At 62.1% G+C, this 13,397-nt stretch carries 13 protein-coding genes; 3 read left to right on the top strand and 10 right to left on the bottom strand.

All coding sequences use genetic code 11. The annotated features are described in order from the left end of the window. Positions 1-302 precede the first annotated feature (302 nt). Positions 303-836 carry a hypothetical protein gene (locus IEV38_RS10575; protein ID WP_188396188.1) on the top strand — a complete coding sequence of 178 codons (534 nt, stop codon included), beginning with the start codon at positions 303-305 and terminating at the stop codon, positions 834-836. A 308-nt stretch (positions 837-1,144) separates the two neighbouring features. On the opposite strand, the gene thpD is transcribed toward IEV38_RS10575, so the two are convergent. From thpD to IEV38_RS10525, 10 genes are all read right to left on the bottom strand, one after another. Further along, positions 1,145-2,059 (bottom strand): ectoine hydroxylase, encoded by a 915-nt coding sequence (thpD, locus tag IEV38_RS10570; RefSeq protein WP_188396187.1) that lies wholly within the window; start codon positions 2,057-2,059, stop codon positions 1,145-1,147. Positions 2,060-2,071: 12 nt separating this feature from the next. Then, a complete protein-coding gene (locus IEV38_RS10565) occupies positions 2,072-2,503 on the bottom strand; it encodes an ectoine synthase (protein ID WP_188396186.1) in 432 nt (143 codons plus the stop codon). Next, positions 2,500-3,801: a diaminobutyrate--2-oxoglutarate transaminase gene (ectB, locus tag IEV38_RS10560; protein WP_229729022.1), complete on the bottom strand. Its 1,302-nt coding sequence runs from the start codon at positions 3,799-3,801 to the stop codon at positions 2,500-2,502. The genes IEV38_RS10565 and ectB overlap by 4 nt, the downstream gene beginning before the upstream one ends. Before the next feature lie 70 nt (positions 3,802-3,871). Then, a complete protein-coding gene (ectA, locus tag IEV38_RS10555; RefSeq protein WP_188396185.1) occupies positions 3,872-4,411 on the bottom strand; it encodes a diaminobutyrate acetyltransferase in 540 nt (179 codons plus the stop codon). Between the two features lie 121 nt (positions 4,412-4,532). After that, complete coding sequence (locus IEV38_RS10550) at positions 4,533-5,129, bottom strand: MarR family winged helix-turn-helix transcriptional regulator (protein ID WP_229728983.1); 597 nt, start codon at positions 5,127-5,129, stop codon at positions 4,533-4,535. A gap of 97 nt (positions 5,130-5,226) precedes the next feature. Next, positions 5,227-5,685: a GNAT family N-acetyltransferase gene (locus tag IEV38_RS10545; protein ID WP_188396184.1), complete on the bottom strand. Its 459-nt coding sequence runs from the start codon at positions 5,683-5,685 to the stop codon at positions 5,227-5,229. Beyond that, complete coding sequence (locus IEV38_RS10540; protein ID WP_188396183.1) at positions 5,682-6,104, bottom strand: lysozyme inhibitor LprI family protein; 423 nt, start codon at positions 6,102-6,104, stop codon at positions 5,682-5,684. The genes IEV38_RS10545 and IEV38_RS10540 overlap by 4 nt, the downstream gene beginning before the upstream one ends. Before the next feature lie 129 nt (positions 6,105-6,233). Beyond that, positions 6,234-8,279, bottom strand: coding sequence for a primosomal protein N' (locus IEV38_RS10535; protein ID WP_188396182.1), 2,046 nt, complete (start codon positions 8,277-8,279; stop codon positions 6,234-6,236). Between the two features lie 1,054 nt (positions 8,280-9,333). Next, on the bottom strand, positions 9,334-10,431 hold the full coding sequence (hemE, locus tag IEV38_RS10530; RefSeq protein WP_188396181.1) for a uroporphyrinogen decarboxylase: 1,098 nt from the start codon (positions 10,429-10,431) through the stop codon (positions 9,334-9,336). A 123-nt stretch (positions 10,432-10,554) separates the two neighbouring features. Further along, complete coding sequence (locus tag IEV38_RS10525) at positions 10,555-11,049, bottom strand: hypothetical protein (protein ID WP_188396180.1); 495 nt, start codon at positions 11,047-11,049, stop codon at positions 10,555-10,557. Positions 11,050-11,327: 278 nt separating this feature from the next. Here IEV38_RS10525 and glpD point away from each other — a divergent pair, with 278 nt between their 5' ends. Both glpD and IEV38_RS10515 read left to right on the top strand, forming a co-directional pair. Further along, a complete protein-coding gene (gene glpD / locus IEV38_RS10520; protein WP_229728982.1) occupies positions 11,328-12,782 on the top strand; it encodes a glycerol-3-phosphate dehydrogenase in 1,455 nt (484 codons plus the stop codon). Between the two features lie 139 nt (positions 12,783-12,921). Beyond that, the gene (locus tag IEV38_RS10515) at positions 12,922-13,254 is read left to right on the top strand and encodes a hypothetical protein (RefSeq protein ID WP_188396179.1); all 333 of its coding nucleotides are present in this window, start codon (positions 12,922-12,924) and stop codon (positions 13,252-13,254) included. The last annotated feature ends 143 nt before the right edge of the window (positions 13,255-13,397 follow it).

Genomic DNA, 13,397 nt, shown 5'->3' with positions numbered 1-13,397 from the left:
CATCAAAGGGGTGTCGTTTTTTGTTGAGTTTTTTAACGGAAACGATGGACCGTTTCCGCAAACGAGTATTTCACAAGGCAGGTTAAAAAGGCGTTACCTGTCATCAAATATTTGCTGCCGGCAAGCCGGTTTTTCATGCGTCAGAGGCAAGCCCGTCGAACGCGTGTCGCCTGGCTGCAACATTACCCATGCGGGTGCGGTAGCGTACCGATCCGCCGCCACCGCCCGACGTATGGTGCGCCCATGCGGCCCTGGGACGTGCCGCCGCATGCGTTCCCTCACACCACTTTGGAGAGGCAGACATGGCTACCATCATCGCCGGGCGCTTCGCCCAGCAGGAGGAGGTGCAGCACGCCATCGCCGCGCTGCAGCAGGCCGGCGCGCCGGCGGCGCAGATCACGTCGTTCTATGTCAACCCGCCGGGCCAGCACGACCTGTATCCGGTCGGCGGCGACCGCGACGAATCGCCGGGCGCCGAGGATGTCGATAAGGGCAGCGCTGCCGGCATCGGCGCCGGTGGCGTGGCCGGTGCCGCCGCAGGTGCGCCAGCCGGTCCGCTGGGCGCCATCGTCGGCGGCCTGGTCGGCGCCCACGTAGGCTCGCTGTTCGGCTCGCTGTCGCAGACCGACGAAGACAAGGACATCCCGCCGATCCGCCAGGCCGGCATGCTGGTGGCAGTGTCGGTTTCCACGCCGGACGAAGAGCGGCGTGCGATCGACGTGCTGCGGCAGGCGGGCGGTACCTGCCTGGAGCGGGCGCAGGGACAGATCGTGGAGGGGGACTGGGGGGATTTCGATCCCTTGTCGACGCCGGAGTTTATTGGGGAGAAGGCCTAGGGTTGGGAGCGTTCCGCACTTGCGTGTCTTTCTGCACTTCCGGCAAGGAATAATCGAGCGTAAGTGATTCGTGAGACGCCAACTGGATTCCCGCCTGCGCGGGAATGACGCAGAAAACTAGATACGTATTTAGCGCCAAACCGGTCCCATATGGTAGCCAACATAGAACCGTCATTCCCGTGCAGGCGGGAATCCAGAATGCCGCTTGTCCGAAGAGACAACACCTACAAGCAATCGCATCCGCTTTTTGCTCGCCTCAAGAAAACCGCCGCCCGAAGGCGCCGGCCTGATCACTCCGCAAACCCCACTCAATCGATCTCGAGCGGTGCCGGCGTCAACGCCTTGATGCCCTCGCGCGCCGCCACGAATTCCGGTCGCGGTGCGAGACCGCCGCGCGGTGCCTCGAGCTGGTTGGCGATGCTGTTATAGACGAAGAACACATTGCTGCGCGGGAACGGCGAGATGTTGCTGTTCGAGCCGTGCATGGTGTTGCAGTCGAAGAAGATCACCGAGCCGGCCTTGCCGGTGCAGGTACGGATGCCGCCCAGATCGGCCAGGTAGCGCAGCAGGATGTCGTCGGGCACGCCGACTTCCTGCTTCTTGAGCGACTTCTTGTAGTTCTCGTCCGGTGTCTCGCCCATGCACGACACGTAGTGGCGGTGCGAACCCGGAATCAGCATCAGCGGGCCGTTGGCTTCGCTGTTGTCGGTCAGCAGGATCGAGCAGCTCAGCGCGCGCATGGCAGGCATGCCGTCCTCGCTGTGCCAGGTCTCGAAGTCCGAGTGCCAGTAGAACTCCTTGCCGTTGAAACCGGGCTTGTAGTTGATGCGCGACTGGTGGATATAAACGTCGCTGCCCAGAATTTCACGCGCCACGTTCAGTACGCGCGGATCGCGCACGAGGTTGGCGAACACGTCGTTCAGACGATGCACGTTGAAGATGGAACGCACTTCGCCGCTACCCGGCTCCGCAATCACCTCGGGCCGGCCTGCATGCGTGAATTCCTCGCGCATGCCCTGCATCGCATCGAACAGAAAACCGGTTTCCTCGGCATTGAACAGGTCAGGCACCAGCAGGAAACCGTCCTGCTCGTAGTTGGCGCGCTGCTGCGCGCTCAGCTGTCCGGCCTGGCTGGCAAGCGTGTCGTGAATGACCGGTTCGTTGCGCGCGAGGATGGCGGCGCTGTTGGAAACACGGGTGGGGTAGGCATCCTGGGAAAGCATGTAGAACCTCCTTTATGTCTTGGCGGTGGCGGCCTTCTCGGCCGCCCGTCGCGTGAATTCGCTGGCGCTCGCATACACGCCGTTCTCGTCGTGGACTTCGTCGCCGACCAGCGGCGGATTGAAGGTGCAGATCAGGTGCAGGTCGGTGTCGTCGGCGCGCAGCCAGTGCTCGTCGTGCTGGTCGAGCGCATAGAGCGTGCCGGGTTCGATCCGGAACACCTCGCCGGTTTTCACCAACTCGACCGAGCCGGTACCCTGCACGCAATAGACGCCTTCCAGGTGGTTCTTGTAGTGGATGTGCGTCTTGGTGCCGGCGTAGATCACCGTGTGGTGCATGGAAAAACCCATGTTGTCGTCCTGCAACAGCAGGCGGCGGCTGCACCAGGTGGGCGCCTTGACGTCGCGCGGGGTATCGAGAATGTCTTTCAGTTTGCGTACGATCATGCTGCGATCTCCTTGGTCGTTTCCACTTCGTTGTCGTTCTTTTCGCTGCTCGCCTCGGCCACGGCCTGTTCGAGGATGTCGAGGCCGGCCAGCAGTTTTTCCTGCTCGATGGTCAGCGGCATGAGCAGCTTGACCACTTCGTCCTGGCCGCCCGAGGTCTCGATGATCAGCCCGTTCTGGAAGGCGATGGTGGTGATGCGGTCGGCCAGGGCCGGATCGGCGCAGGCGATGCCCTGCATCATGCCGCGGCCGCGGCGCGTCAGTTGCGCATCGGGATAGCTGCTGACCAGCTTGTCGAGGAAGTCCTCGATGATCTGCGCCTTCTTCTGCACCATGCCCTGGAAGCGGTTGTCGCTCCAGTAGGTCTCGATGGCCTTGGCCGACGTGACGAAGGCCAGGTTGTTGCCGCGGAAGGTGCCGTTGTGCTGGCCCGGCTTCCAGATGTCGAGTTCGGGCTTCATCAGCAGGATCGCCATCGGCAGGCCGAAGCCGGACAGCGACTTGGACAACGTGACGATGTCGGGCTTGATGCCGGCCGGCTCGAAGCTGAAGAAGGTGCCGGTACGGCCGCAACCGGCCTGGATGTCATCGACGATCAGCAGGATCTCGTGGCGCTGGCACAGCTGCTCGAGCTTCTTGAGCCAGTTGAAGCCGGCGACGTTGAGGCCGCCCTCGCCCTGCACGCATTCGACGATGACCGCAGCCGGAAGATCGACACCGCTGCTCGGATCGACGATGAGCTTGTCGAGCATCGCAATGGTGTCGATGTTCTGGCCGAAGTAACCCGAGTAAGGCGCGCGTTGCACGTCGTTGAGCGCGGTACCGGCAGCGTCGCGGAACTTGCGGTTGCCGGTCAGCGCCAGCGAACCCAGCGACACGCCGTGGAAGCCGTTGGTGAACGAGATCACGTTCTGGCGACCGGTCGCGTTGCGCGCGAGCTTGATCGCGGCCTCGACCGCGTTGGTGCCGGTCGGGCCCGTGAACTGGATCTTGTACTGCAGCTTGCGCGGCTTGAGGATGTGCTCTTCAAAGGTCTGCAGGAAATGCTTCTTGGCGCTGGTCGCCATGTCGAGACCATGGACGATGCCGTCCTCGCTCAGGTATTCGATCGCTGCCTGCTTGAGGATCGGATTGTTGTGGCCGTAGTTGAGCGTGCCGGCGCCGGCCAGGAAGTCGATGTACTCGCTGCCGCTCTCGTCGGTCAGCACTGCATTCTGGGCTTTCGAGAAGATGGTCGGGAAAGAGCGGATGTAGCCGCGAACTTCGGATTCGAGTCGATTGAAAATACGCATCATGATTCTCCTGTTCTGGATGTTTTGATGAATGGCGGATGCGGCCGCGCGCAAGGCGCAGCCGCGAGAAGGGATGTCAGGCGCGGACCGGCCAGGGTCCGAGGCGGTACAGCCACTCTTCCTCGTGCTCGCCGTTGCCGAAATCGGCGGCGGAAAAGTGCAGGCCGGCGACGATCTCGACGCCATGGCGCACCGCAAAACTGGTGAACAGCTTGCGCGAGGCGATGTTGCTCGGGCTGATGGTGGCTTCCACCGCACGCAGCGGCTGTCCGCCGGGGCGATTGGCGATGCAGCGCTCGATCAGGCTGTCGAGCATCTGCGAGGCCAGACGCTGGCCCTGCATGCTCGGATCGACCGCAACCTGCCAGACGAACAGCGTGTCGGGACGGGTCGGCGGGAAGTAGGCCGTGATGGCGCCGACGATGCGCCCATCGACTTCGGCCACCACGCAGGTATCGGCATGGTGGTCACACAGCAGCAGATAGGCGTAGCGCGAATTGAGATCGAGCGGCGGACAGTGTGCAATCAGGTCATGCAGCGCTGCGCCGTCCCGGCGGGCCGGCATGCGCAACACGATCTGGCGTGGCGATACCGGGGTGAGTACTCGTGCGGTCATGCTTTCTCCTTGGTTGAGAAAAGCGATCCCCGCGACAAAGTTGCCGCAGTTACACTCGTCTAAAAGGGAATCAGAAAGCGCCGCAGAGGCGTGACCGACTGCTGCAGAACGGAACCGCCAGTCAGGCAGGTTCGACAGGAATCTTTGCTTCCAGCAAGGTGGCGAATTGCTCCAGCGTTACCACCAGCGCCTGACGATCGGCTTCCGACAGGCCGCCAAGCGCACTGCTGAAACCGTTCGGCAACGCCGGCGGCGCATTCGCCAGCACGGTCTGGCCCGCCGCCGTGACGGCGACGAATACATTGCGGCGATCGCGCGTATCGCGCTGACGGCTCACCAGCCCCTTTTCCTCGAGGCGATCGACGATGCCGACCACCGTGCTGGGACTGAGCTGGATCGCCCGTCCTATGGCCTTGAGCGTGCTGGGCCCGGTCTGGGCAATGGCAAGAAGCGCCACAAGTTGCGGCGATGTGATGTTGTGGGTGACAGCCAGGCGTTTCGAATGATGCTCAACACACTGCGCAATGCGACGAACGCTTTGCAGAATACGAATCGAATCATTGACGGCAACAAGTTGAGGAATGTCATTCATGACCGCGAGTGTAGCGACATCCGTAATTTCTGTGTCGCGCCGCATCACAACAACCTCACATTTTCCTGTTTTTCTGATGTCCCTGTTTATAAAAGAGCAACTATTATAACGGACCCATCCATTCATGTCAAATCATTCGAATTCAAATGAATATGAATGAAACGAATACGCGGAGGGACAACAGCGGCTGCGGGGGTCGAGGCAGGGCGCTCCGCGCGCAGGTTCAGCGCAACATCGCGAGGTGCGGAATATCATCTTCCAGATAGACGTCGGAGACACGCCGGAAGCCGAAGCCGGCATAGAAACGTTCGAGATGCGCCTGCGCCGACAGGCGGATGCGATGACCGGGATGGGCGGCTTCGGCGCGGCGTATGCCTTCGTCCATGAGTTGCCGGCCCAGTCCCTGCCCGCGCCACGCGGCCGTCGTCAGCACGCGCCCGAGCACGGTTTCCGGCGCATGGGCGCCGGGCGCGAGACAGCGCAGATAGGCAGCCAGTACCGGCGCGCCATCCCGCTCGCACCAGCCCAGCAGGTGATGCGCATCGCGGTCAAGGGCATCGATGTCCGGGTACAGGCAGCGCTGCTCGAGCACGAACACCTGTTGGCGCGCTTCCAGCATCGCATGCACGGCCGCACCGTCGAGTGCCGCGAACGGCGCCCACTGCCAGCGCACGGCCATCATCGCTCGGCGCAGCCTTCCATGCCGCAGGCCTGCAGCTTCAGATCCTCGGTGCGGCGTTCGGTATGGCGCGCCAGGCAGTCCGCCTGCAGCAATGGCCAGATCGAACCCGACTCTTCGCGCGGACCATTGCTTGCCAGGCAATCCTTGTCGCGGAACACGATCCATGCGCGTTGTGCCACGCGCACGCGCTGACGCGCGGCGTCATCGGACTGCTTCGCCAGCGTCTCGCGGTATTGCCGGTTCAGTGCCTGATCCGCTTGCTGGTGGCGATGCGCGGCGCACAGGTTCATGTTCATCTGGTTGCGGTCGCAATCCTGCAGCGCCTCCTGCATGGCGGCGTCCGGTGCGGCGCCGGCCTGCGCGCCGGACGCCAGCAGCATGCCGGCGGTCAGGACGATGGCCTGGACGATGTTTTTCATGGCTTCTCCGAATGGAACACGTGCGGGCAGCTTACCCGGTTTGCCGGACCACGGGTTTGCCGGCCACCGGTTTGCCGGCCTTTTTGCGTACGGCGCCGCGCCCAGGACTGGCGGGCATGAGCCTGCGGTTCAGATATCGACCGGATCGACCTCGAGCGACCAGCGCACGCGGGTCTTCATGCCGCGCAATGCCGTGATCCAGTCCTTCAGAAAGGCTTGCAGCGCGGGACGCGATGCGCATTCGACCAGCAGTTGCGCGCGATCGACGTTGGCCACGCGCGTCATGGTCATCGGCACCGGGTCGTTGAAGGTAATGCCGGCGGGATCGATGCACGCCATGGCAGCGTGCAGGAAATCCAGCGCGGTTTGAAGTTCGCGCGCTTCGGCACGCAGCAGTGCCTGATACATGAAGGGCGGGAAGTTGGCCTGGCGCCGCTCGACCAGCAGTTCGCCGGCAAACGCATCGTAATCGTGATCGCGCACCGCCGCGTACAGCGGATGGCGCGGATAGCGCGTCTGGATCAGGACCTCGGCCGGGTTGCCGCCGTCCTTCTGCGCCGCACGACCGGCGCGCCCCGCCACCTGCATCAGTTGCGCGAACAGGCGCTCGCTGGCGCGATAGTCGTGCGAGAACAGCGCGGTGTCCGGATTGATGACGCCGACCAGCGTCAGGTTGCGGAAGTCGTGTCCCTTGGCCACCATCTGCGTGCCGACCAGGATATCGACCTCGCCGCGATGCACGGTATCGAAGGCGGCCTGCGCACTGCCCTTGCGGCGCGTCGAATCGGCATCGATGCGCAGGATGCGCGCTTCCGGAAAAACCGCCTGCAGGGTTTCTTCCACGCGCTGCGTGCCGCGTCCCAGCGGCTGCAGATCGACGTTGCCGCAGTCGGGGCAGGAGGCGGGGATCCGCTCTTCCCAGCCGCAATGGTGGCAGCGCAGCCGGCGGTCGCCTTTGTGCAAGACCAGATAGGCGGTGCAGCGGCGGCAGTTGCTGATCCAGCCGCAGCTGTCGCACGCAATGACGGGGGCGTAGCCGCGCCGGTTCAGGAACAGCAGCGACTGCTCGTTCTTCTCGATGCGCTTGCGGACCGCCGCCAGCAGCGTGCCGCTGATGCCTTCGGTCATCTGCTCGCGCGGCGCCTTGCGCTCCAGATCGATGAGACCGACGCGAGGCAGCACCGCGTCCTGTACCGCGCGTGCGCGCAGCTCGAGCTTGCGGTAGCGCCCCGACTGCGCGTGATGCCAGGTCTCCAGCGAGGGCGTGGCCGAGCCCAGCACGATCGGGATATTCAACTGACGCGCGCGCCATACCGCCAGATCGCGCGCCGAATACCGCAATCCCTCCTGCTGCTTGTAGGACGGGTCGTGCTCTTCATCGATGATGATCAGCCGCAGGTGCGGCATCGAGGCCAGGATCGCGAGCCGCGTACCGAGCACGATGCGCGCGTGGCCGGTATGCGCCGCCATCCAGTGCGCGAGGCGCTCGCCCTCGGCCAGGCCGCTGTGCAGGGTTGCCACCGCCACGCCGGGAAAGCGTGCGCGCACATTGGCTTCGAGCTGCGGCGTCAGGTTGATCTCGGGCACCAGGATCAGGATCTGCGCCGGATTGTGGCCGGCGTCGCTGTGCGCCAGCACCTGCGCCGCCGCCTGCAGATAGACCTCGGTCTTGCCGCTGCCGGTCACGCCGTAGAGCAGCGTCGGCGCAAAGCCGGCGACGCCGGCGATGGCATCGGCAGCGACCTGCTGTGCCGCATTCAACGGTGGCGCGGCATGCGGCGTGGCGTCATGCGGCTGCACGGCCTTGGTCAGCTTCTTCAGCGCCTTGTCGAGCGAGGCGGTCTTGGCGGTGCGCAGGTTCTTCGGCAAACCCGGCAGCGCCACCTCTCCCAGCGGACGCTGGTAATAGTCGGCGGCGAACGCGCACAACGCGATCCACTCGGCCGACAGCGGCGGCATCTGCGCGCGCAGCGCCAGTGCCGGCTTGAGCTTGTCGCGCGGCAGATCGCTGTCGTCCTCGACGGCGACGATCAGGCCCACGGCCTCGCGCCGGCCGAACGGCACCAGCACCAGTTGCCCGACCTGCGGCCGCTCGCCCTCCGCGACCGGCCACAGGTAGTCGAAGCACATGTCAAGGGGAGTGTCGAGCGCGACTTTGAGGATGCAATCGCTCACGGAGTTAAGGTAAATCCTGAAGAAATGTTGTAACTACTCGTTTCATAAGCGCTTTTTCAACTATCCACACCTGATGTGGATAACTTTGTGTACAAGCTGCTCTTGACAGCCGGCACTGCAAGGAATGATGCGGGTTTCAACAATTTGCCCAAAACCAAGGCAGAAAAAATTCTCTTTGAAATCAACAACTTGAAAATACGCCTCTGCTTCGAGAAAATATTTGTTAAAAATTTGATGTTGCTGCGCAATAGTTTGTTTTTGTGAATAAGTATGCGCGTCACATGCAACTATTCTTTCCTCTTCATAACATTTCCACAATGAATGCTTTTCGATGGTGCGATTGAATTACATGATGGAAAGTCGGTGAAGCCATCCGCTGCTGCAATCGCACATTCTGCTTACCGTATTTCTCACAAAACGCGCTAAGCGACGGTTTCATAAACACTTTTTCAGCTATCCACACATGCTGTGGATAACTTTGTGAACAACCGCCTGCAATACGTCACCAAGCCATGCCAGCTTTGGCTCTGCAAGTCCTGCCCGATTTTTGGTCAGAATAAATCCTCATAAAAATCAATTACTTGCAATCACCTTGCCTTGGGACCGATTTTTGCCAATGCTAACCCTTCTCATTGGGCGCTTGCACCATTTTGTGAATAAGCATCTGCCGTTTGCGCATGGACAGCCATTTTTGGCTCATGGTTTTTTGTCGGTGCTCTCCGACAAGCGAAATTGTGACTTCATGTAAATTCTGAGCAATCCCGCTAAGCATTCGATTCTTAAGCACTTTTTTCTGCTATCCACAAATCCTGTGGATAACTTTGTGGGTAACCGCCTCTTCCATTCGCAAACGCTTGATCTGATGCGGGTTTCAATAAAATGCCAAAACAAAAAGCAGATTTTTTATCCAATAAAATCAAGCACTTGCAAAAACGCTTTTGTACGATATGCCACACACCATCTTATCCACCGAAGTGCTTGCCCACTCCCCTTTGCTGTGCATAAGCACGACTTGATGCCTCCCTTTTCCAGCCCAACGGACCGTTATCAGCACTTAATTGCCGCGATTTGCGCCTGCATGCAGGGGCCGGCTGAATTCGTGCACGGCATCCACCAGTATCGACACCGCTTCCGGCGGCGTGAACTGGGAAATGCCATGGCCCAGGTTGAAGACATGGCCGGAACCCGGCGTGTGCGCACCGAAGGTTTCCAGCACGCGCGCGACCTCGCGCCGGATCTGTTCGGGCTGGGCAAACAGCACGGTCGGGTCCAGATTGCCTTGCAGCGCCACCTTGCCGCCGACCGCGGCACGCGCCGCGCCGAGGTTGACGGTCCAGTCGAGCCCGACCGCATCGGCGCCGCTGTCGGCAATCTCGGCCAGCCACAGGCCGCCGCCCTTGGTGAAGACGATGCTCGGAATGCGCTGCCCGTCCTTCTCGGTCTGCAATGCCGCGATCACGTCGCGGATATATTTGAGCGAGTACTCCTGATAGACGCCGTCGGCCAGCGCGCCGCCCCAGGTGTCGAAGATCATCACGGCCTGCGCGCCGGCATCGATCTGCGCATTCAGGTAGGCCGCCACGGTCGCCGCGTTGGTCTCGAGGATGTGGCGCATGAGGTCGGGACGGTTGTAGAGCATCGACTTGACGGTGCGGAAGTCGTCCGAGCCGCCGCCTTCGACCATGTAGCAGGCCAGCGTCCACGGGCTGCCGGAAAAGCCGATCAGCGGCACGCGCCCTGCCAGTCCGGTACGGATCTGCGTGACGGCATCGAATACATATTGCAGCGAGTCCATGTCCGGCACCGCCAGCGCGCGCACCTGCGCCTCGTCGCGCAAGGGGCGTTCGAAGCGCGGTCCTTCGCCGTCAACGAAATACAAACCCAGCCCCATGGCATCAGGCACCGTCAGAATGTCGGAGAACAGGATGGCGGCATCGAGCGCATAACGATCCAGCGGCTGCAACGTGACTTCGGTAGCGAAATCGGGACTCTTCGCCAACCCCAGAAAGGAGCCGGCGCGCGCGCGCGTGGCGCGGTATTCGGGCAGATAGCGGCCAGCTTGGCGCATCAGCCACAGGGGCGTGTAGTCAACGGGTTGGCGCAGCAGCGCGCGCAGGAAGGTATCGTTTTGCAGCGGGGGGAAGGTAGGCATCGGACGAATCGTGCTCGCGACAGGTGAGTGAGCCTCTATTATCGCCCAAGAGGTGTGCGTCGCCATGCAATCGTCCGCGCCGATGCGAGGTCATCGGCACGACGCCACGGTAAAAGCCGGCGGCTACATGGATGCGGCAAGGCCCGGACGTTCTTCTTCTGCCAGCCTGCGGATATAGGCGGCGAACTCTTCATCCTCGCCACGCAGCAGTTGCGGCAGCAGGTAATGGAAATCTTCGCGCCGGCACCATTCGCGCATGTAGTCATCCCACGAATGCCAGCGCTTGCGCGCCACGCCGCTCAGGTCGGGCGCGTAGGCCACAATGTAGGCGCGCTCGAACAGCGCGATCAGCATTTCGAAGATGATCAGGGTGCGTTCGCGCTGATCGTCGGTCAGATCGTCGCGTGCCTTGGCGCTGCGCAGTCGCAGGTCGGGATTGTCGAGCACGATCTTCAGAAAATCGTTGTAGGCATCCTGCAGCAATTGATACGCTTCCTCGTCCTCGGCGTCGCGCTCCTTGCGCTGCTCGTGCAGAAACAGAAAGATCGCAAACGGCAGCGCCAGCGTCGCCACGACGTAGCTCGCCACTTCCCAGAAGGCGGCATCAAGAAAAAACATGGGAGATGAAAATGAAAGATGACGGTACAGTGTAACTGCGTCCATCGGGTTCCGGCAGAATCCGGAATGACGGTAGAAGACCGTCCGGTGCGAGGCGCAGCAGCAGGCTGCGCCGCAGAATTGGTGCCGGTATATTTTCGAACCGCCGGCTCCGGTGATGTTGAAGCGATTGTACGAAGCGTTCGCATCGTCCGCTATCGGCGGATTTCCAATCGTGATGTAGGAAAGCCGGAAAGCATGGCAACAGGAATATGGCCAAGCACGGAGGAATCATTGCAATGAGCAAGACCATGCCATCCCCGCCACGTGAATGCGATCTGCTGATCGTCGGCGGCGGCATCAACGGCGCCGGCATCGCGCGCGACGCGACCGGGCGCGGCCTGTCGGTCGTGCTGTGCGAACAGGATGCGCTGGCCGCGCATACCTCGTCGGCGTCGACCAAGCTGATCCACGGCGGGCTGCGTTATCTCGAGCATTACGAATTCGGCCTGGTACGCAAGGCGCTGCGCGAACGCGAGGTGCTCATGCGCATCGCACCGCACGTCATCCATCCACTGCGCTTCGTCATGCCGCACGATCGCGGCCAGCGGCCCGGCTGGCTGATCCGTCTCGGCCTTTTTCTGTACGATCATCTGGCCAGGCGCGAACTGCTGCCTGCTTCCGCAGCCGTCGATCTGCGTCGCCATGCAGCCGGCTTGCCGCTCAAGCCCATGTTCGAGCGCGGCTTTGCCTACTCCGATGCCGCCGTGGACGATCGTCGCCTGGTCGAACTCAATGCGCTGGATGCCAGGGAAAAGGGCGCCGCCATCTTTACGCATACACGCTGCACCTCCACCGAGCGCCATGGCAATCACTGGTTGGCCACCCTGCACGACACACGCAACGAGGCGCAATCCTTCACCGTCAAGGCGCGCATGCTGGTCAATGCGACCGGTCCGTGGGCGGCCGGCTTTCTGCACGATGTGGCACATGCGGGCGCGCGCCAGTCGCTGCGGCTGGTCAAGGGCAGCCATATCGTGGTGCGCAAGCTGTTCGATCATGAGGATGCCTACATCTTCCAGCACCCGGATGGCCGCATCGTCTTCGCCATTCCCTATCGTGACGACACCACGCTGATCGGCACCACCGATGTCGAATACCATGGCGATCCGGCCACAGTGGCGATCACCGATGACGAAATCGACTACCTGTGCGCGCTCATCAACCGCTACTTCCGGCAAGCCATCGATCGGCACGACGTCATCGCCTCGTTCTCCGGCGTGCGTCCGCTGGTCAATGACGAGGCACACCAGCGCGACACCGCCTCCGCCGCCACGCGCGATTACCGGCTCGCGCTCGATACCGAAGGTGCGCCGCTGCTCACCGTGTTCGGCGGCAAGCTCACCACCTATCGCAAGCTGGCGGAGGAAGCCGTCGATCGGCTGGCCTCGCATCTGGACAATCGCCACGGTCACTGGACCGCCGACGCCTGCCTGCCGGGCGGCGACCTGTTCGGCGCACGGCCCGACAACCGCAACGTGCTCGGCTTCGCGGAGTTCGTCGCGCAGATGCAGGCGCGTTACGACTGGCTGCCGCCGACGCTGGTCGAACGGTATGTGCACAGGTACGGCACGCGCATCCATGTCCTGCTCGCCGGCAGGCAATCGATGCAGGAACTCGGAATTGAAACCGCGCCCGGCGTGTTCGCGGCGGAAACCGATTATCTGGTACGTCACGAATTCGGCCAGTATTGAAACGATTGGACACGCGGCAACCAGCGTGCGCAACCGCACGGGCCAGCCATATTCCTACATGCATTGCGTCCATTATCTGATTGGGCGGCCTGCCAGCGCTGCCTAACATGGTCCCATGTACATTGGACGCAAGGAGACCATGATGGCAAAGGAAACCCTGGATCTGGACAAGGCTATGCTGGCCGATCGCTCCATCGGGCGCGGGCACGGCACCGATGCATTGGGCCCGAGCGACCGCTCCGATAGCGGCAGCGACATGGTCGGACTGACCGACTTCGACAGCGATACCGATTCCACCGGCACCGGTGAACGCGCCAGCGTCGATATGCGCAACACCGGCCAGGCCGAAGACATCGACGCCGACCGCATCGACGAAGGCGTGGAACTTGATCCATCGAACCGGTCCGATGACGATGCCGACGACGCGGTTCCGGACGGCCGGCCAAAGCCGCGTCCGGAAGTGGAAGTCTGAGTATTGACAATCAACGGCCATTCCGAAGGCCACCCAAAAACGCGGGTCCCGCGTTTTTGTTGGCTGCGACAATCTTTCTTCCAATGATAAAAACCCCGCTTCGATGAAGTCGGGGTTTGTCGATTCCGTGCCGTCCCGGAACG

Source organism: Oxalicibacterium flavum (assembly GCF_014635065.1).
GTDB classification, from domain to species: domain Bacteria; phylum Pseudomonadota; class Gammaproteobacteria; order Burkholderiales; family Burkholderiaceae_D; genus Oxalicibacterium; species Oxalicibacterium flavum.
The sequence above is the reverse complement of the archived record's forward strand: the minus strand, read 5'-3'. Positions and strand labels throughout refer to the sequence as shown.